At 42.3% G+C, this 20300-nt stretch carries 20 protein-coding genes; 14 read left to right on the plus strand and 6 right to left on the minus strand.

The genetic code is table 11. The annotated features are described in order from the left end of the window. Window positions 1–146: 146 nt before the first annotated feature. The gene (locus tag CH373_RS08795) at window positions 147–1052 is read left to right on the plus strand and encodes an LIC12353 family lipoprotein (RefSeq protein ID WP_243393326.1); all 906 of its coding nucleotides are present in this window, start codon (window positions 147–149) and stop codon (window positions 1050–1052) included. Window positions 1053–1431: 379 nt separating this feature from the next. Here the strand turns inward: CH373_RS08795 and CH373_RS08805 are convergent, their stop codons facing one another. The 5 genes from CH373_RS08805 to CH373_RS08830 form a co-directional block, all read right to left on the minus strand. Continuing rightward, entirely contained in the window at window positions 1432–1887 is a 456-nt protein-coding gene (locus tag CH373_RS08805) for a MarR family winged helix-turn-helix transcriptional regulator (protein WP_100713885.1), read from the minus strand. Then, window positions 1880–2320 carry an EVE domain-containing protein gene (locus CH373_RS08810; RefSeq protein WP_100713886.1) on the minus strand — a complete coding sequence of 147 codons (441 nt, stop codon included), beginning with the start codon at window positions 2318–2320 and terminating at the stop codon, window positions 1880–1882. Before CH373_RS08810 ends, CH373_RS08805 begins: the two co-directional genes overlap by 8 nt. Then, entirely contained in the window at window positions 2307–2741 is a 435-nt protein-coding gene (locus tag CH373_RS08815) for an SRPBCC family protein (RefSeq protein WP_100713887.1), read from the minus strand. Before CH373_RS08815 ends, CH373_RS08810 begins: the two co-directional genes overlap by 14 nt. Before the next feature lie 484 nt (window positions 2742–3225). Then, on the minus strand, window positions 3226–5040 hold the full coding sequence (gene typA / locus CH373_RS08825) for a translational GTPase TypA (RefSeq protein ID WP_100713889.1): 1815 nt from the start codon (window positions 5038–5040) through the stop codon (window positions 3226–3228). A gap of 147 nt (window positions 5041–5187) precedes the next feature. Then, window positions 5188–6045 carry a pirin family protein gene (locus CH373_RS08830; RefSeq protein ID WP_100713890.1) on the minus strand — a complete coding sequence of 286 codons (858 nt, stop codon included), beginning with the start codon at window positions 6043–6045 and terminating at the stop codon, window positions 5188–5190. Between the two features lie 207 nt (window positions 6046–6252). On the opposite strand from CH373_RS08830, the gene CH373_RS08835 reads away from it, so the two are divergent. From CH373_RS08835 to rsfS, 13 genes are all read left to right on the plus strand, one after another. Beyond that, window positions 6253–9411: a SpoIIE family protein phosphatase gene (locus CH373_RS08835; protein ID WP_100713891.1), complete on the plus strand. Its 3159-nt coding sequence runs from the start codon at window positions 6253–6255 to the stop codon at window positions 9409–9411. 75 nt (window positions 9412–9486) lie between these two features. Continuing rightward, window positions 9487–9753 carry a metal-sensitive transcriptional regulator gene (locus CH373_RS08840; protein ID WP_100713892.1) on the plus strand — a complete coding sequence of 89 codons (267 nt, stop codon included), beginning with the start codon at window positions 9487–9489 and terminating at the stop codon, window positions 9751–9753. A gap of 358 nt (window positions 9754–10111) precedes the next feature. Beyond that, window positions 10112–11050 (plus strand): GGDEF domain-containing protein, encoded by a 939-nt coding sequence (locus tag CH373_RS08845; protein WP_100713893.1) that lies wholly within the window; start codon window positions 10112–10114, stop codon window positions 11048–11050. A 95-nt stretch (window positions 11051–11145) separates the two neighbouring features. Beyond that, on the plus strand, window positions 11146–11457 hold the full coding sequence (rplU, locus tag CH373_RS08850; protein WP_100713975.1) for a 50S ribosomal protein L21: 312 nt from the start codon (window positions 11146–11148) through the stop codon (window positions 11455–11457). Continuing rightward, a complete protein-coding gene (locus tag CH373_RS08855) occupies window positions 11454–11774 on the plus strand; it encodes a ribosomal-processing cysteine protease Prp (protein ID WP_100713894.1) in 321 nt (106 codons plus the stop codon). Before rplU ends, CH373_RS08855 begins: the two co-directional genes overlap by 4 nt. Before the next feature lie 2 nt (window positions 11775–11776). Beyond that, window positions 11777–12031 carry a 50S ribosomal protein L27 gene (gene rpmA, locus CH373_RS08860; RefSeq protein WP_100713895.1) on the plus strand — a complete coding sequence of 85 codons (255 nt, stop codon included), beginning with the start codon at window positions 11777–11779 and terminating at the stop codon, window positions 12029–12031. A gap of 139 nt (window positions 12032–12170) precedes the next feature. Further along, entirely contained in the window at window positions 12171–13226 is a 1056-nt protein-coding gene (gene obgE, locus CH373_RS08865; protein ID WP_100713896.1) for a GTPase ObgE, read from the plus strand. Continuing rightward, entirely contained in the window at window positions 13213–14082 is an 870-nt protein-coding gene (gene proB, locus CH373_RS08870) for a glutamate 5-kinase (RefSeq protein ID WP_423789783.1), read from the plus strand. Before obgE ends, proB begins: the two co-directional genes overlap by 14 nt. Beyond that, complete coding sequence (locus tag CH373_RS08875) at window positions 14079–15344, plus strand: glutamate-5-semialdehyde dehydrogenase (protein ID WP_100713898.1); 1266 nt, start codon at window positions 14079–14081, stop codon at window positions 15342–15344. The genes proB and CH373_RS08875 overlap by 4 nt, the downstream gene beginning before the upstream one ends. Window positions 15345–15392: 48 nt before the next feature. Beyond that, window positions 15393–16010, plus strand: a complete 618-nt coding sequence (gene nadD, locus CH373_RS08880) for a nicotinate (nicotinamide) nucleotide adenylyltransferase (protein ID WP_341476345.1) — start codon at window positions 15393–15395, stop codon at window positions 16008–16010. Window positions 16011–16021: 11 nt separating this feature from the next. Then, window positions 16022–16609 (plus strand): bis(5'-nucleosyl)-tetraphosphatase (symmetrical) YqeK, encoded by a 588-nt coding sequence (gene yqeK / locus CH373_RS08885; RefSeq protein ID WP_100713977.1) that lies wholly within the window; start codon window positions 16022–16024, stop codon window positions 16607–16609. Then, on the plus strand, window positions 16606–17790 hold the full coding sequence (locus CH373_RS08890; RefSeq protein WP_423789779.1) for an LCP family protein: 1185 nt from the start codon (window positions 16606–16608) through the stop codon (window positions 17788–17790). The genes yqeK and CH373_RS08890 overlap by 4 nt, the downstream gene beginning before the upstream one ends. Before the next feature lie 23 nt (window positions 17791–17813). Next, on the plus strand, window positions 17814–18191 hold the full coding sequence (gene rsfS / locus CH373_RS08895; protein WP_100713899.1) for a ribosome silencing factor: 378 nt from the start codon (window positions 17814–17816) through the stop codon (window positions 18189–18191). Here rsfS and CH373_RS08900 read toward each other — a convergent pair. Next, on the minus strand, window positions 18183–20267 hold the full coding sequence (locus CH373_RS08900; protein ID WP_100713900.1) for a thioredoxin domain-containing protein: 2085 nt from the start codon (window positions 20265–20267) through the stop codon (window positions 18183–18185). The two genes, rsfS and CH373_RS08900, sit on opposite strands and share 9 nt — an antisense overlap. Window positions 20268–20300: the final 33 nt, after the last annotated feature.

Consider the following 20300-nt stretch of genomic DNA (forward strand, 5'->3'; position numbering starts at 1 on the left):
AATTCAGGATAATTTTTCCTTTACCTAGTTAGTTTTCTATTTAGGCTTTGCTTATGCCCTTTTGCAGGAACTCCCCTTTTTTTCGATCCGCATCCTATGCACTTCTTCTCCTAATTTTTCTAAGTCTGCTTTCCTGCAGCAATCAATTGAAGGGAAAGCAAACCCCCGCTATCCCTGAGATTGCAGGATTTTACATCAGCGAAAAAACCAAGGATTGGCAAAAGGAAAACAAACTCAAACTCCAGACATTGTTCATCCAGAGGAATGGAAAAGGGGAACTGGATTTTACGTTTCAAACATTGACTCGCCTACAGTTTGCAGTGAGCGATAATCGAGAAGAATTAAAGTTGAGATTAGGAAAAATTTATACTAGCGATCGAGAATTGTTGTTTGTCGAAGCGTTTTATAAAGAATTTCATCGCTTGTTCCACGGAAAGACCACTGAGAAAATTACAGACTGGAGCTTAAGAGATTTTAGCCCTTTTGTAAAAGTCAGGGAAGTGGGAAGTCTTTTCGAAACGAATTCAGGCAGATCTGCGGAAATTTCTCAGGACCTGAATACCATAAAATTCTCGGACGGAGAAGTATATGTAAGAATCGGCCAGCCTCTTTTAGGGAGAATTACAGTACAAGTATCTAAGTTCAAAAAAACAATAGATAATCAAAGTGCAGGAATTCTTTTCTATCCGTTATCACCTGGAGTCTATTCGGCCAATTTGGAAAAAAATTTCTGGGTCGGTTTCTTTTCTAAAACAGATGATCTGACTGTGGATATGCTTGCGGTCACCCCAAACAACCAGTGGAAGATCGCGGAGATATTCGAAAATCTCGTAATATTAGAACAATTGCCGAATCCACAAAATCGTCAAAAGCCACAGGCAGAGTCAAGTCCACCGGTTCCGCTCAGCCCGATCTTGTTAGCAGGATCTATCGATTTGAAAGCAGTAACGCACAAATCTGGAACCGAAGAGCTGATCGAAAGATTGAAGAATGATCCAAATCTCTCCAAAGAACAACTGATTCGAGAATTAGAAAAACTTAAAGGCAAATAGAAAAATTTCGGAAACTAGCTTTTAGATTCGAACATGCCCAATACTCGAATCATAATATAATATAAACCGAATAAAGATACGACTGAGATTGCTAATGCCAGTGGAAACGGCGTCTTTTTTTCCAATAAAAAAGGAAAGATAAGGAGGAAACCAAGAGTCGGCAAAACCATCCAGAAAACGCTTCGAATAAATCGAATGATGGTATCCACTTCTTTAGTTTCAGAATAGATCCACAACACCGAAAGAATAGTTACCAGCGGTAGAGAAGCGAGTAACCCGGCCCACACTGAATTTTTCTTCGAGACCTCTGTCACAACAAAGATAATTAAAGCGGATATAAAGATCTTTATCGCGTAAAACATAATTGATACAAACTGATCTATTCTGATTTGCCGAGCAGATTTTTTAAAGCGAAGGTAAAATCTTTTTTGTTTCCCTTTACTTGTGCGAAAAATCTAGAATCAAAACCCTCCACTCCAGGTACCACTTCGTGTAATAATGCTTCCCCTTTTTCGGTTACCTCTACAAGTTTCGCACGAGTATCCGTGCTATGATCGAATCTTCGAATCAGCTTCTTCTTTTCCAAAGTTCTAAGAACTGTGGAAGTAGTCATTGGATCCGTCTTTGCCCTTTCTGCAATTCGAACTTGCGTAGCTTCCATTCCGACAGTCTTTAACCAAAAGGATACTGCAAGCAGAACAAACTGAGCATGTGTCAATTCGAACGGCTCCAATACTTTTCTAATTTCCCTTTGCCAAAGATTGGATACCTGCCAAAGCAGAAATCCAGGACTATCATCTGCATTTTTAAAAGAGAATACTTTCTCCTTAGACATCTACTCCCATCCGTTTCGCAATCAATTCAAAGTCCTTGTCTCCGATTTCTAGAATTCCCCACCGAAACGGGTAGCCCCAAGAATTCTTATTCTTTATAAAATCTAAAGATTGGACTAGCGGAAGAATTTCAGTTTCTTCAGCATTAAGATATTCCACTTTTCTGCGATATGGGCAAAAGTCTTTAGACATTTGAAAAGAAAAGGCCTCGTCATCTACTACTCTACCGATCGTCGTAAATCGTCTACAGACTTTCTTTTCGTCAAATTTCTCTTTCGAAGAATAGATCAAAACCCAATCTCCTTTTTTCATTTTTGCCACGGGAGCCTTTTTCCCGTGACAAGCTTGAATAAAACCTTCCTCTTTTCCCCTTAGAGCATGCTCCCGCGAAACTACGACGACCCAAATTCTGGCTTTGTGATCAGTTGTTTTCATACTTACTTCCTTTAGCAAATTCCGCTAAGCGAACAAGTTCTTCCGGCATGCCTTTCGCCTGAGACTCGCCGATAATTTTCTTCCAAAGAAAGCCGAGTGGCCCGCTTATAGTGACTAAGATTTCGACCTCTGTTCCTTCTTTCACATCCTGAAAAGAATGTACGACATTCATTTTAGCTCCGGGCAGATGAGTAACATCTGAAAATCGATTCGGAAATTTTGCTTCGGAAATCGTAATTCGAACCTTTGGTTCACCCTTTGGTTTTAGAAAAAAATCTTTTCCCTCCTTTGGCTCCCCTTCCAATTTTGTCCATTCTACGTCTTGGCTCCAATGATTCCAGCTGTTGATGTCGGCGACTGCTTTCCAAAGATTATCCGATCCGACCCCCGAAAACTTAGTTGAATAGCGAAAAGACCACATACAAACCTCCTTAATATGTGCACTTACTATATTGATAAATATGCATATAGTATGCGCACATATTAATCAAGCAATTTTTCTATCCTATCCAAGTAAATTCCGAGAACCGGTTCTGTTCCTTTCACGATTGCGGCAAGAATTTCTTCTTTCTATGAAAGATTGGAACCTGGTCTGTAGGAGCTCCTACAAAGTTCAGTAACCAAAATGGGACTTGCCGATCATGCCATTCTGTGAAATAAGCGCCTTGGGGGGTGCGGGTACCCGCCACCAGCCCCCCGCCCAGAAAAGGGCGGGGCCCTTTTCCTTTTCTAGTGAAAATCTGGCGATTTCCCTTCGCTCCAATATTCCGGTTCGAAAAGCCCGCACAATGGTATAATACGCGTCCAACCTTTCCTAAAGGAATCAAAAAAAAAGCAAAGCCAGGTTTTCCGGGCTTTGCTTCCTATTAACAATTTAGAATGTTAAGCGAAGATACTTATTGTACTTATCTTCCGGCTCTCTTTCTCATATTCGGATCCAAAAGCTTTTTGCGAAGCCTCAGACTCTGAGGAGTTACTTCCAACAATTCATCGTCATCCAAAAATTCGATGTTTTGCTCTAAGCTAAACCTTCTTGGAGGGATCAGTCGAATTGCCTCGTCTGCCCCAGAGGACCTAACGTTGGTTAGTTTCTTTTCTCTGACCGGATTCACTTCGAGGTCGTTTTCTCTAGAGTGGATTCCTATAATCATTCCAGGATAAACTGAAGTTCCGGGTCCGATCAAAAGCTCCCCTCTCTCCTGAATTTTCCAGAGCGCATATGCAGTAGTTTCGCCAGAATCCATTGAGATCAAAGCACCGTTTTTACGTCCTGCGATCTCCCCTTTATATGTATCGAATCGAAGGAACCTGCTGGACATGACTCCTTCGCCTTTCGTTTCGGAAATAAAGAATCCTCTAAAACCTATGATCCCGCGGGTAGGAATTTCAAACTCTACTCGAGTCATTCCGGTAGAGTGTGCGTCCATGAGTTGGAGCTCACCTTTCCGGCGATTGAGTTCCGCGATAATGCTTCCAGTAAATTGGTCCGGCAAATCCATCACCAAATACTCGTAAGGTTCTAACTTTTCTCCGTTTTCACCTTTCTTAAAAATAACTTCCGGTCTAGAGACTTGTAGCTCAAATCCTTCCCTTCTCATCGTTTCAATCAAAACGGAAAGATGCAATTCACCTCGTCCTAGAATTTTGAAACGGTCTTTATCCTCCGTTTCTTCAAGACGCATAGCAACGTTGGTTTCTAATTCTCTGTCCAATCTCTCGCGAATATTTCTGGTAGTTACGAACTTACCTTCCTTACCAGCAAACGGAGAATTGTTCACCATAAAGAACATGGATACTGTAGGCTCTTCTACTTCGATCGCAGGCATAGGCGCTGCCTTCCCTGGTTCACAAATCGTGTCACCGATAAATACTTCCGGGAGACCTGCAATCGCTACGATATCCCCTGCCTCAGCTATTTCTATTTCGTTTCTCTTTAACCCTTCGAAGTTATAGAGTTTGGTTACTTTATAAATCGTAGCTTCGTCTTTTACCTCTTTCTTAGCGGCCAACTGAATCACATTCATTCCGCGAGACAGCTTTCCTCCGTAGATTTTTCCGACAGCGATTCTTCCTACGTAATCGTTATAATCGAGCGAAGTGACTTGAAATTGAAGAGGAGAATCCACCTTTGCTTGAACCGGAGGAACATGTTCCAACACTAAGTCCAACAAAGGATTCAAATCAGTTCCCGGTGCATCTTCTAATTTTTGTACTGCCCAGCCCTGTTTTGCGGAAGCATAAATTATCGGAAAATCAAGCTGCTCATCCGTCGCTCCCAAATCGTGGAAGAGATCAAAAGTCATATCTACGACTGCGGACGGACGGGATCCATCGCGATCTACTTTATTAATTACTAATATTGGTTTATGGCCTAATTGCAGAGATTTGCCCAATACAAACCTTGTCTGAGGCATAGGTCCATCAAAAGCATCGACTAAGAGCAGACAAGAGTCGGCAGTAGCAAGTACTCGTTCTACTTCCCCTCCAAAGTCAGCGTGCCCCGGAGTGTCCACGACATTAATTCTGGTTCCTTTATAAGAAACAGAGGTGTTCTTGGCCTTAATCGTGATCCCTTTTTCTTTCTCGAGATCATTGTGATCCATAATCCGTTCCCCGTCTTCTTTTGCGGTGACGGCACCAGTTTGTCTTAGAATACCATCTAATAAAGTAGTCTTTCCGTGGTCTACGTGAGCGATTATGGCGATATTGCGAATTTCCATCGTATGACCAAAATTTCAAGCCGGGCTATGGTGGCAAGGTCCTTTTCAACGAATAGCCTCGAAAATCCGAGTAGCTGCAAGTAAAGTTTGTAAAGAAATTGCAATACCAGAGAAAAACTCTAGTTATTTCGAGGAAAACTGGGACTTTTAGAATTCCGGGAGTGGAATTCTTTCAGATTCATTCGGTACTTCGGCGAATTTTCCTAGCTTCCAATCTTCCTTGGCTTTATCAATTCTTGCTCTAGAGGATGAGACAAAGTTCCACCAAAGATGCCTTGGCTCTTTTAGAGGACTTCCACCTAAAATCATTACTCTTGAAGTACTTTCTGCCCTCAACTGAATCGGATCACCGATCGGAAACACGGCCAATTCTCCGACTCCCAAAATCTTTCCTCCGATATCCAGGCTTCCTCTTGCGATATAAATCGCGGCTTCCTGATTTTTAGGAATCGGAAATTCTGCTTCGGCACCAGCTTCTACTTCCAAATCAACGTAAAATAAAGACGAGAACACTTTCACAGGAGAAGTTTCCCCTAAAAAACTGCCAGCGAGTACTCTTAATTCCCAGCCTCCGCTGCTGACAGTCGGAATTTCGTTTCTTTCGAAGTGATGGAACTCCGGATTTGTTTCCTCAAACTCGGTGGGAAGAGCGACCCAGGCTTGAATCCCTTCTATAATTTGATAATTTGCATCCGGTTGAGATCTTTCGCTATGAACAATTCCTGATCCAGCGGTCATCCAGTTCACTTCGTAAGGTTGAATTCTTTGCTCCACGCCCAGACTATCACGATGCAAGATCACTCCGTCGTACAAATACGTAACGGTCGCTAAACCGATATGAGGATGAGCTCTCACTACAAGCTCTTCTCCGGATTCAGCCGAAACCGGACCCATATGATCCAGGAACACGAACGGACCGACCGATCTTGTTTCAAACTGAGGAAGAATGCGACGAACTAGAAATCCGCCTCCAAGATCCTTGGTCTTACCGGAACTATAAATCATACTACGATTTTAGACGTATAAATTCGCGAAGGTAACTCGCTGGTTGCTTTGGATTTTCGCGAATCAGTATCATTCTATTTAACTAAAGCAAAATAATGGCAAAACGACGAAATGATTTATTAACAAAAACTGTCTCATTCAAAAAACAGCTTTCCAAGATTTCGATTTTAACGATGGATAATTGTTTCTAACATTACTTAGCTGCTTATGGATTTACTCACCCTGAATTTTTACTCCTTTGGATCTATCTTAACAGCACTCTTCTATTTATACGCAATGTCCTTCTTTTTGACCATCAAGGATCGAAGCATGGCAGCATTACACCTAGGATTATGTGCTGTTTCCTCTTTTCTACTCGCAGCTGGTTACTTCTGGGGCTTCTCTTCACCGAACGAAAGCACGGTGTTTCACAGATATCTTGTAGTCATCTCACCTTTAACCAGTTTTGGCCAATTAGTTGCATTCTTTCTCTATTTTCCTTATCGCAGAGGAGTAAAGTTCGGTTTGCCACTTTACATTGCCCTACAAGTAGGAGCGGTCGGAGTACTAGCTTATTATGTCATTATTTCTCTATCAGCTCCGAAGGTCTACGTAGCCGGGAGCCATTACTGGGATTTTGAAGTCCATACGTTTTATCGATATTTCTCTTTCATAATATTGTTCTACGATCTGTGCTACCTTATCGTTGGAATCTGGCGATCGATCGTAGAAAAAGGAAAAGAACGCAGATCCGTAATATATATTCTACTTGCATACGTGGTAATCACGGTCGTGCCAGGTGTGCTGAATGCATTAAGCAGAAACGGCTCGGTTGAGAGAGCTACTTACCAGCAAGCGTACAATCTTGGAATGGTAATCGGAATGTTTCTGATCATTTTAGTGTACGTGAACGCCACGAAAGAGAGAACAACGATTCTAAATAGAATTATTGGTGTCACCTTGGCCACTTTCCTAGTGTGCTACCAATTGGCAGGCTATGCAATCCTAAACTCCTACGAAAGATCCTACGACGAAATCAAAAAAAGAGATGCAGAAGTAGTGGTCATGGACAACAGAACAGCGTCCGGACTTGCATATGTTCAGTCTTTTGATCCTCAAACAGATTCTTTTGCATTAGAAAAGGGAAAAAAGGACGCAAGATTTCAGAATGAGGACGAAATCGAATTAAAATTCTTTAAAGTAAGAAAAACTCTCTGTAACTTAGGAACATTGAGCGCCGCCGAAAGACTCCAAAAATCTGAACAAATTCTAGAGAATTCACCGAATCAATTTTACGCGTACAAGGCTGGAATCCTAGCATTTATTAAATCAAAGGAAAATCAACAGATCACGGATCAAGACCTGGAAGACTATTTTGCAGCTATTTTCAAGGAACTCTATGTTGTAAGGAATAAATTCTCGCATCTTCCAAATACTGCAGACCAAGCATCCGTACTAAAATTGCTCAAGTCTGACAAGGTCGGCCTAAAGGAAACGCTTTCGGAACTTGAAAAAAGGCTATCTACCTTCTGGAAAGAAGCCAATCGAGAAAAGATTCGTAAAATATTTTTGATTACACTTTCTCCCATCTATGAAGAAGGTCAAAGAATTTATCGTGGAACCAGAATAATTGATCCTGGAGATCCGAAACCCGTTTTCTACGTTTCGTACTTTTTTACCCACCTAAACAACGGAAAATTTTATGAAGTAGGCTTCGACTATCACGATTATAGAATGTACCAACATACGCCTGCCAATATCATGGTGTTGTCCTTGCTCGCGATGTTCGTCGTAGTTGCGTTTGGCTTTCGCTTTTTCTTCCAAAATGCTCTCGTAAATCCAATGAGCGAAGTACTGACCGGATTAACAGAAGTAAACTCAGGAAATTTAGAGTACAGACTTGTACCTAGGGTAGAAGACGAGATCGGATTCATCGCAAGGTCGTTTAACAAAATGGCAAGAAGCATACAGGCAGCGAGGAAGAAATTACAGCAATACGCCGAATCCTTGGAAGAAAAGGTAAAAGAAAGGACCCGTGAATTAGAACAAACTCTTGGAGAAGTAAGAGAACTAAAGCAACAGCAAGACGGGGATTACTTTCTTACCTCACTCTTAATCAAACCGCTGGGATCGAACAAAGCAAATGGTGAGAACGTGAACGTGGATTTTCTACTCGAACAGAAAAAAAAGTTCACCTTCAGAAACTATAAGGATGAAATCGGCGGAGACTTGAATATTGCGAACCATATCCAGCTCCGTGGAAATTCCTACACAGTCTTCTTAAACGCGGATGCTATGGGAAAATCTATGCAAGGAGCTGGAGGCGCACTAGTTCTCGGAGCAGTCTTTGAATCCATTATTGAAAGAACTAAAATCGTCGAATCCATATCTGAACAGTCTCCTGAGCGTTGGCTTAAAAACGCATTCACCGAACTTCATAAAGTATTCGAAAGTTTTGACGGTTCAATGCTCGTTTCACTTGTGATGGGACTAGTGGACGACCAAGTTGGCATACTCTATTATATAAATGCGGAGCATCCTTGGACTGTCTTGTATAGAGACGGAGTCGCGAGCTTTATCGAAAACGATTTAATGTTTCGTAAATTAGGAACGACCGGCATGGAAGGTAGCATTTTCATTAAAACGTTCCAGTTAGCCCCAGGAGACGTGATCATCGCCGGATCAGACGGTAGAGACGATATTCTACTGGGAACAAGCGACTCAGGCTCAAGAATCATAAATGATAATGAAAGCTTTTTTCTCAAAAGGGTCCAGGAAGGAAACGGCGATCTCAAATCCATCTATGACTCTATTTGTGACAGCGGAGATCTTACCGACGATCTCTCGCTAATTCGAATTGCATTTAAAGAAACTGATTCAGAGCAGCGCCGAATAAAACTGGAACTTAAGGAAAAAATAAAAGAGCTACTACAAAGGGCAAAAGAAACAGCTCAAAATAAGGAAATCGAAGAAGCGATCGCTTTCTTACAGCAAGCAGAGTCACTTGATAGTAATATTCCCGAAGTAAAAAAGAACTTTGTAAGATTGTTTTTGAACCAAAAAGAATACAGCAAAGCGGCGAAGTATGCTGAGGATTACCTCAATATGAAGCCGGTAGATAAAGAAATTTTGTATGTTGCTTCCTTTGCTGCCAGAAAAGCCGGGCAATTAGAAAAAGCCTTGGACTTCGGTGAGCGCTTAAGATTGAGAGAACCGGAACACCTGAAGAATCTTGTAAACTTGGCGCAAACCTATCTAGCACTCAAAGATTACAAAAAAGCAACGATCATGGCCCAAGCAGCAACCAAATTGGACCCTAATCATGAAGTTCTAACGAAAGTACAGCAAGTCATCGAAAAGTACCTGGAAAAGATCGGGGAGAAGTAAGCTTAACTGTTCCTATAAAAAGGGATTCTAAAAACACCTTGACCCTTTCGCGGATACCCCCTACCCTATAAGGTAATGAAATCCGAAGATTCCAAAAAGAAACTGATCAACAGAATTCACAGAATAAAAGGACAGTTAGATGCGATTGAAAAGGGGTTGCTCAGTGACTCCGCAGATTGCGAGAAAACGTTACTCTTGCTAAAGGCATCCAATCAGGCTCTTAAGAAATTTGGAGAGGCGTATGTGCAGGAATTCCTAGGAAATTGTATCGCTTCCCGAAAAAATCAGAACCTGCTAGAAACAAATTTGAGGAAAGCGATCAAAGCCGCCTTTACACTTTGAGCTCGGTGGGACTCTCGAAAATCCTACTCTAAGCCAATTCTCACCTTCAGAAAATGGACAAACGTTATATTACACCGCACTAAGGTTAATATTAATAAAACAAAGAATTCTAATTTGACAAGCGTAGGATTCTTTAAGGGCCACTTTTTGAAATTTATTGACAATTTTCCGATTCCGATTAAGCGACAGGAAATTATCTAGTTTACTTATGATGAATTTAATGTCAAAAATCTCTTTTGTTCCATAATTTTTCTCCTACCTTTCTGTTGCAGACGGCTATTATTGCTGTATGATCATGGATTGTAAGGGTATATAATCGATAAGCTAAATCCTAGTATAACGTAGCCAGGATTAAAGAATGAACCAGAGCTCAAAGAGGGAAAAACGACAACCCCAAGATATCAAAGATATAGCTCTACTTGTTGCAGATCACATTGGTGCAATGCTAGCCTATTGGGATAAAAATAAAATATGCAGATTTGCTAATAATGCATACCAAGAATGGTTCGGCAAAACGAGAGAAGAATTGATAGGTATAAGATTGGAAGATCTGTTAGGCCCGCTGTATCTTCAAAATCTATGCTTTATCGAAGGAGTATTGCGCGGAACGGTTCAAGTTTTCGAAAGAGAAATTCCAACACCAGACGGGGAAATCAGACACAGCTTAACAACCTATACTCCGGACATTGAAGACGGAATGGTTCGCGGCTTTTTTGTGCACGTAGCAGACGTCACTTCACTCAAAATGGTAGAGAAGGAATTGCAGGCAGCAAAAGAAAGAGCCGAAGAACTCGCGACTCACGATTTTCTAACAGGTCTCCCGAATCGAGTTCTGCTCATGGACCGAATCAAAAAAGCAATCGCGATGGCGGAGAGAAAGAATGGAATGATCGCCGTCATGAATATGGATATGGACAATTTCAAACAAGTGAACGATACCTACGGCCATAGCGAGGGTGATCGCTTATTAATCGAAATTGCTAACCGAATGAAAACTGCCTTAAGGGAATCCGATACTGTCACTCGACTTGGCGGAGACGAATTCATTCTTCTTGCACTCGAGATCGACACTTACACCGATATTCGAGTGATCTTAGGCAGGCTCATGGAATCGATTCGTCAACCCTACGAAGTCCAGAATGAAATTTTTGTTCCAACCTTTAGCACCGGAATCGCGGTCTTTCCAATGGACGGAAGAACGCCTGAGAGACTCTTGATCAGTTCAGATGAGGCGATGTACAAAGCCAAAAAGCAAGGTAAGGATTGCTTTTGCTTTACGAGAGTGGGTACAATCTAATCTACTTTCCGAGGGAAATTTAGAGAAGCATTCGCTTGACTCCTTGGGGCAAGGAGCAAGACTGTCCAAAAACCGGTAAAACTAGGCCTAAATCAATGTTTGCGATCATTTCAGTCGGGAACCGACAATTCAAAGTGACTCAGGATATGGAATTCCTGACCGAAAAAACCGGACAAAAACCGGGAGAAAAGTTCAACGCGAAGGTGCTTCTTTTCGCTGAGAACAACAAAGTTCATATTGGCTCACCCGAATTGAAGTCCGCAAAAGTCTCTCTGGAAGTTGTGAGCGACGTAAAAGGCGAAAAAATTCGTGGTTACGTGTACAAAAAACGCAAAAACTCCCAAAGAACCTGGGGACACAGACAACAACTCCAGAAGTTAAAAGTAGTTTCTCTCTCTGCGGTTTGATCCGCATTCGGTTGATCCGAAATAAGTATGGGATATCCGGCCTGGAATCCTCGGGGCATTCCCCAAAAAATCTGGGCCAAAAAGGGGAAAATATCCTCTGCGCAGCGGTAAGCGTTTTGGTCCAAACTCTGTATCTTCATCTGAAGAACCAGGGAAGGATCGGCACCGCAGAAATCTCCGATGGATTTCTTTCATTTGAAATTCTTTCGGGGTTTGAATCCGACCAGATTGTATTGACCAGCTTTGGTCTAATCCAAGATGGATTGGAAAATCTTAGGAATCAATATCCTAAGGAATTAGAACTCATAGGAGTATAAAAATGGCACACAAGAAAGGTGGCGGTTCTTCCAAGAACGGACGCGATTCCCACTCCAAACGTTTAGGCGTGAAAAGATTCGGTGGCGAGCATGTACTCGCAGGCAACATTCTAGTTCGCCAAAGGGGAACTCGTTTTCATGCAGGCAAAAATGTGGGCCTCGGAAAAGACCACACGATCTTCTCACTTGTAGAAGGCAAAGTGAAGTTTGAAATGGTCACCAAACACAAAATGCAGGTTTCCGTTTACCCGGAATAATCCGAACAGAACAATCTGAGAATCCGGAAAAAGAAAGGCCTTCCGAGGAAACCTCCTCCGGAGCCTTTCTTTTTTTATGCGGAAAACAACCTCCAGATTTCAAACTACAGCTCTAAGCAACTAGCTCTAAAGAATACTCATGGAAAAATTCGTAGACGAAGTCTCAATTGAAGTGACCGCAGGTCATGGTGGAGCCGGCTCCGTTCATTTTCGTCATGAAAAATATGTGGAATTCGGAGGACCGGATGGAGGAGATGGGGGACTAGGTGGAGACGTTCGAATCCGATCAAACTTGTCAATGGTGACTTTAGATCGGTATCTTTCCAAACGCAGATTCAGAGCCCAAGATGGTTTTCCCGGCGAAGGAAACAATCGCTCCGGAAAACAAGGCGAAGATCTAATCTTGCAAGTACCTCTCGGCACTCAGGTATACGACGAAGATAACGGAGAGCAGCTCTTCGATTTTACCGCCCCTGACCAAGAATTCATAGTAGTGAAAGGCGGAAGAGGTGGTAAAGGAAATACACACTTCAAATCCTCGACGCATCAGGCACCAAAGCTCTCACAACCTGGAGAAGACGGAGAACATAAAAACCTCCGCCTCAGCCTAAAACTTTTAGCAGATGTGGGAATTGTAGGACTTCCTAATGCAGGAAAGTCCACCTTGCTTTCCAAAATTACGGAAGCGCACCCGAAAATAGCGGGCTATGCATTCACAACTCTATCTCCCAATCTAGGTGTAGTCAAACGAAAGGGAGACATCTTCCGATACACGATCGCCGATATTCCGGGAATCGTCGAGGGCGCTAGCAAAGGAATCGGACTAGGTTTGTCTTTTTTACGACATATAGAAAGAGTAAAGGGAATCTTATACATTTTCGACGCAAGCGCACTTGATATCGAAGCCGATTTTCATATGTTGCGAAGAGAACTGGAAACATACAACACAGAACTGCTCAATCGACCTCACTTGATCGTACTGAATAAGATCGACGTTTGGGAAGATCCGCATTTCACCGATGAGCTGTTAAAGTCAGTCTCTTCCCTGGGAAAAGTTGTACCGATTTCCGCTCAGCAGGAAATTAATTTAGAAGATCTTCTCCAAAATATGGATAATGCTTTTTTTAAACAAGACTTAGAAAAATTAAATTTTCTGAATATACTTCCCGTCAAAGAAGAGAATTCCAATGAGTAGAAGCGAGTTCAATTCCAGGATAAGAAATGCAAAAACGATTGTTGTAAAAATCGGCTCAGCTAGGCTCTCAGGATCAGAGACCGAAGTAAACGACTTCCTATTCAATTTAGTAGCCGACATTCGCCACCTGCGGGACGAAGGGAAAAGAGTGATCGTAGTATCTTCGGGAGCGATCGCAAGGGGCAGAAATTTGCTTTCTACTTTAACTGAGACTGTTCAGGCAAAGGATACGCTTCCCGAAAAACAAGCATTAGCAGCAATGGGCCAGAACGGACTGGTAAACCTCTACGATAGTTTCTTTTCCAAAGTGAACATACCGATCGCGCAAATTCTGTTCGGTGTACTAGATCTCGAAGCCGGCGACGGATTCAAAAATTTAAGAAACACTTTTCGCCAGCTTCTGGACTGGGGAATCCTTCCGGTGGTAAACGAAAACGATTCGGTAGCCACGGAAGAATTGAATTTTGGAGACAACGATATACTTTCCGCGATCGTCGCCTTGATCGCAGAAGCAGACCTTTTGCTGATTTTAACGAGTGTAGACGGATTTTTGCAAGATGGTCTGACTACTTCTCATCTAAAAGAGGTCGGCAAACAAGAGTTAGCTTTTGCGGGTGGACCAAGTGGACCGGGCACAGGAGGAATGCTTACTAAATTGAAAGCGGCGGCCATTCTAAATGAGGCAGGAATTCCTACAGGAATCGTGAATGGAACGCTCAAAAATTGCGTGCGGCGTTTCTTAGAAGAGAATACTCTAGGAACATTGATCGCTGGAAAGAACCAATCCAGGTCCTATTCCGAAACTGAAATCAAGGAAATCTTACGCGCTAAAAGAAACGGAGGAAGTACTACATGATCCAAAGAAGTACAATCGATGAATCCTATGTAAAAGAACTCTGTCAAAAAGCAAAGATCGCATCCCGGGAGATTCGAAAACTAAATACGAATACGAAGAATTCTATCCTGGATTCTCTTGCCAAAAGTCTATTGTCCAAGCAGTCAGAAATCCTGGCAGAAAATGCAAAGGACCTGCAATTCGGAAAAGAAAAAGGACTGTCCGGTGCTATGCTGGACAGACTCACTCTGGATCCAAAAAGGATCGAAAAACTTGTGGAGGCAGTGCGAGAAATACGCGCACTACCCGATCCAGTCGGAGAAGTGATCAGGGGTCTGACTCTTCCAAACGGAATTAGGCTCAATACAAAACGAGTCCCTCTCGGAGTCGTAATGGTCATCTATGAATCCAGACCAAATGTTACCATCGATGTAGGAGCTCTTTCTTTTAAATCTGGCAACGCGTGCATTTTGCGCGGAGGCAGCGAGGCCTACCATTCAAATATGATCCTTTCGAATCTATTCAGAGACTGCCTTAAATTTGCGGGAATTTCTCCCGACGCACTCGTATTTGTGGAAAAAACAGACAGGGAGTTCATGGTTCCGTTTTTGCAACAATCTGAATTTGTGGACCTGGTCGTTCCAAGAGGAGGAGAAGGTCTCATTCGTTTTGTTTCCGAGCACTCAAAGATTCCAGTAGTAAAACATGATAAAGGAGTTTGTAATTTATTTATCGATAAATCTGCAGATCCTAAAAAAGCACTGGATATAGCGATCAATTCCAAAGTGCAACGCCCCGGAGTTTGCAATGCGGTAGAGAACTTGATCCTTCATTCGGAATATCCTAAGTCCAAAGAATTGTTAGAGGGCCTTGCACAAAAAGGAGTGGAACTTCTTTTGGATCCAGCTGCGCTTGCGTTGTTTCCCAAGGGAAAACCTGCCCAAGAGTCGGATTATCTAGAAGAATTTTTGGATCTAAGACTTTCCGTAAAAACAGTGCCATCGATTCACGAAGCTATTTTGTTTATCGAAAAAGTATCATCGGGTCATACAGAAGCTATTGTGACTGAAGATATAGCGATGTCGAATTTATTCCGTGACTCACTAGATTCAGCGGCTTTGTTCGTAAATATCTCTACAAGATTTCACGACGGTGGAGAATTCGGATTGGGTGCAGAAGTGGGGATCTCCACAGGAAAGTTACATGTAAGGGGTCCAATGGGTTTGGTGCATCTAACCACAAGTACGACTTATGCAGAAGGCGAAGGGCAAATTCGCGGTTAGCTAGACTTTCAAGAATTTATATTCACCGAACTCTGCAGCGAATTCTCTATGAGCTCTATTTATCAGTCATCTATTACCGGAATCTTTGGCGGAAGTTTTGATCCACCTCATATAGGACATCGAGAAATTGCCGAACATTTTCTGCAGAAATTTCCTAATTCTGAAGAACTCATCGTTGTACCTAACTATCATTCTCCTTGGAAAGAAAATCAAGCAAACTCACCCGATTTCATATTATCGATGTTAGGTGCTGAGTTTTCCGGTTTATCCAAAATCAGAATTTGGGACTGGGAATTACGGTCGAATCGAAAAAATTATACGTACGAAACTGTATGCGAATTAGACCGAATCCTTCCGACAAAAAAATTTGCCTTGTTGATTGGGGAAGACAATTACTCTGAATTTCACCGATGGAGGAATTGGGAAAGCATCCTAGATCGGATTCTTTTGCTCCTGGTATTTCGAAGGACCTCCCCTCTAATTCCGGAAAATCAAAACTTGGCAAAGTACAAACAGAAGATCCTATTTTTGGAAAATCGGCTCCTGCCGGCGGCATCTTCCGATTTAAGAAAGTACCTTCCTCAGGCCATCCAAGAGAAAAAGAAACCTATTGAACTTTCCGACTTAGTTTGGAATATCATTCTGAAATCAGGTTACTATACTTAGCCATTTTTGAGATGCAAACAATCCAAGATCAAATCGAGTATTTTCGGAAGATCGTTCCGCAAGAGATCACAACTTCGAGATGGGAACATAGCCTAAAGGTGGCCGAAATTGCGAGAGAGCTAGCCTCCATCTATACACCAGATCTGTCCGATTTGGCTTATCTTGCTGGAATCGTACACGACATCACAAAGCAAAAATCGAAGGAATTCCATCTTGCCCTATTTAATGCGGCAGGAGACAAAGAAGGGCCGACTTTGCCTGAACCGGCTTGGCACGCTAGGTCTGCTCCCTATTACCTAAAAGAAAAATACGGGTTACAAAACGAAACTGTATTCAGCGCAGTCCGAAACCATACTCTTGGTGGAACAGATCTAAGTCAGCTAGACTATATTTTGTATGCTTCTGACTTCTTAGGTTCGGAATTTGCCGAGAGAAAGCCTGAGTACCAAGAATGGAGAAGACAGGCCAAAGAAAATCTATTCTTTGCAGTATTCAATAAGGCAAAAAACACTCTTATGGATCTGCTCGAAAACCAAAAAGAAATACATCCTAAAACCTTCGAGATATACAACTCTGCTCTCGAAAAAATATCCAATTGACATGGGGGATTTTAGAGTCTGAATGGAATCCGAGGGAACAATTGAGTAACTCCAAGCCTTTTAACTTTCTCCCGCTTTGGATTGCCTCGGGGATACTAGTCGTCGCAGTACTTTTCTTTTTGTTTCGAAATCTTCGACGCACCGGCCTGGACGAAAAAATCAGCACGGGAAAGCCGATCCACTTTTTAGTGCACGCAGTCGCAGATGACGACACCTACGAATTCGGAGTTTTAGCTACTTTACTCCCTTCTCAAGATAGAGTCGGATTGTTTTTCATTCATCCGATTACCACTTTCGATGATCCGGACGATAGCCTGGAAATCAAAAAATCGGGAGGGGCCTCCGCGGTTCTAGACGCTTTGCAGGAGATCCTAGGATCGAAGCCTCAGTACACGATAAAGATAAAAGCGAATTCGTTTATCAAAATTGTGGATTTGCTTGGAGGACTTCCTATCTATACCGACAGCCGTACGATCAGAAGCTCTCCGATCTATGTGCGGATTCCGGGAATCTACCCTTATTCCGGAGAAGATGCATATAATTATATTTCCTACATGGATAAGAAAGAGACATTAGATTATTTAGATAGAATCAGTCGCCAAGAAAGCGCAGTACTGACTTTGTACGAAACTCTTTATGAAAATAGGGAACTTCTAAATCCGGTTTGGTCAGAACTGGTTTACTCGCTCATTGATTCAGATTTTTCTAAAGAAGATTTCTATTCTCTTTTGCGTTTCGCTACTTCCCGTCGATTATCATTTGGAATCACTGAGCTCCCGGGCGAACCTGCCCAGGATCCAAAAACGAAACGTCTTTATCTCAAAGTGGACCTCGCCCGCGCCGCCGCATCCTTTCGCAAATTCCAAAAGGATATCGGAACCGAAATTTTTGCAGACGGGGAATTTGCTCGCACTGAGGTTCTCAACGGTACCGAAATCCCCGGACTGGCAAAAGACGTAAGAGGAATTTTAGCTGATAAACGAATCAAAGTTTTATCTACTGATAATGCTTGGATCAAAGACGTAAAAAAAACCGTAATCCTAGATCGCTCGGGGAACACCGCGATTTCTGACAAGATATCCTTAGTTCTGGAAAAAGCGAAAGTTCATCACGTACTGAGAAAAGATTTGGGAATGGACTCCACTGTTTTAGTGGGAGCCGATATCGAACCTAAGAAATAATAATTCGGAATATAGCCTTTAGAATGACCCCGCCTCGCAAAAAACAGCCAAAAGAAACACCCGAAGTCCTGAAGACGATTCATAAAATCATGATGGATAAGAAATGCGAGGAGATCACTATACTCAATTTGGAATCGGTAAACTCCTATCTCAGTTATTTCGTCATCTGCACTGTTAACTCCTCGGTACAGGCGAACGCAGTCGCTCGAGAAATAAAGAAGGCATTAAAAAGTTTTAAACTTCCTCACAAGGAAACTGACAAAACAGGTGCTTCCGCGTCGTCGGGTTGGACACTTTTGGATTACGGAGACTTCATCGTACATATTATGACCCCCGAAAAAAGAGAGTTCTACAACTTGGACAGACTCTGGCGGGACGCAGAACGAATCGAACTAGACTAATTTTTTTCGAAGCGCTTCCCAATCACTCACAGGAAGATCGCATTCGTAATTCTTGCACAAATAAGCTTGCACCTTCCCTTTAGAAGTACGGTTCTTAAGTAAAAGAATTCGATTCCCGGATTCTTCGGCTTCCTTATCGGTAGCCCAAGCCAAAACGGTCTCCGGCAAAAACAAACTTCCTACTCCTTTCCAAATTGGTAGGAGCTCCTCGGGGGAAGAGTAAACGACAGCGAGTTCTCTTGACTGACTCGTCCTCAGCCAATACGCCGTTAGCATATAGGAAAAATTTAATGCTCTTGTTTCTAACTCTGATTTGAAATAAGTAAAAATCGAATCTGCAAAGCTTAAATATCTTTCGCTATCGATCCCTAACTTAGAAAGTATTACGAATCCGAGGGCAAAGGAACTGTTCGCAGAAGGCTCTACCCCGTCGTAAGAATCCACGCTCCTGCGGAGAAGTCCCTCCCCTTCCGAGTCTACTCCAGTATCGTAAAACACTCCTGCTTTCGACCGGAATAAATGAATTCCTTGCTCTATCGTTCGAATCGCATTTTCCAAATACCGGGTCCCCTTACCCGCCTGGAATAAAGCCAAAGAAGCCAAAACGAATTCCGCATAATCGGTGCTATATGCAAGGAATCTAGCTTCTCCGTCCCGAAACCTTCGAAGTAGTCTACCGTCTTCCCTCTTTAGATGCTTCTCTAAGAATTTATAAGTATCTTCTGCAGACCGTAAAAGTTCCCCGTCCCCGAACGCTAAAGCAGCCTTAGAGGCCGCTTTAATGTAGAGGCAATTCCAAGAAAGTATCACCTTGTCGTCTCTCAATGGTCTGATTCTTTCCGATCTTCTCTGCAAGAGCTTCTCTTTATTCCTGGAGATGATTTCTTTTAGTTCACGAGGTTCTAAACCTTTTTTACGTGCGAAGTTCAAGCGGAATGATTCATTCAAAATATTATGATTCTCGAAATTACCCTTTTCGGATACGTTCCAGAATTCTTCTAATAAATCGGCATCCGGACCGCATATCTCCCGAAATTCCTTTCTACTCCAAACGTAGAATTTGCCCTCTTCTCCCTCAGAATCAGCGTCCTCGGCGCTCGCGATTCCGCCACCGGGCAAGCGCATATCTCGATTCAAATAATCTAAAATATCGTATACCGCTTCTTTATAGAATTCGTTCCCCGTACTCTGATAACACTCAACGAGTGCTTCCATATATAAGGAATTATCGTAGAGCATTTTTTCAAAATGCGGAACAAGCCAATAATGATCCGTAGAATAACGGCTCAAGCCACCTCCTACTTGGTCGTAGATTCCTCCTTTTTTCATGGAAGTAAGAGTTTCTTCCACCATTTCCAAAGCTCGGTGTTCTCCGGTAGATTTATAGTACCTTAGCAAAAAGGAAAGCCCCATGCTCGGAGGAAATTTGTTCGTAAGATTGGTCTTAAATCCGGCGTAATCCTGGTCATAAAATCTTTCAAACATTCGAAATGCTTCATTAAATGCTTCTACTTTTGGCAAATCAGTTTCAGAAGACGCCGAACTTGCCTTTGATTCCTCGGATTCTTTAAGATAAGCGGCAAGTTCCGAAGAGGCAGTAATAATCTCCTCGCGTTTTTCTTTCCAAAGTTCATGCAAAATTTTTAATACTTCTTTAAAGCTTTTTCTCCCATATTTTGGAACAGGTGGGAAATAAGTTCCGCCAGTAATCGGCTTTCCTTCAGGAGTTAAAAACATATTCAAGGGCCAACCACCTTGCTGGTCCATTGCTTGCAGTGCGTCCATGTAAATTCTGTCCACATCCGGCCTTTCTTCTCGGTCCACTTTTATCGAAATAAAATATTGATTCAGAATTTCAGCGGTCTCTTTGTCTTCAAAAGATTCATGCTCCATCACATGACACCAGTGGCAGGTCGCATAACCGATGGAAAGGAAGACTAACTTATCTTCTTCATTTGCTTTTTTGAATGCTTCCTTTGACCAAGGAAACCAGTCCACTGGATTGTAGGCATGCTGAAGTAGATAAGGACTCTTTTCAGACACGAGTCGGTTTGGTTTCTTTTCTTCTGATTCCATTTTTTTACGATAGTTTAATGTTTGTGTACATAT

The organism is Leptospira perolatii, assembly GCF_002811875.1.
Classification (GTDB): Bacteria; Spirochaetota; Leptospiria; order Leptospirales; family Leptospiraceae; genus Leptospira_B; species Leptospira_B perolatii.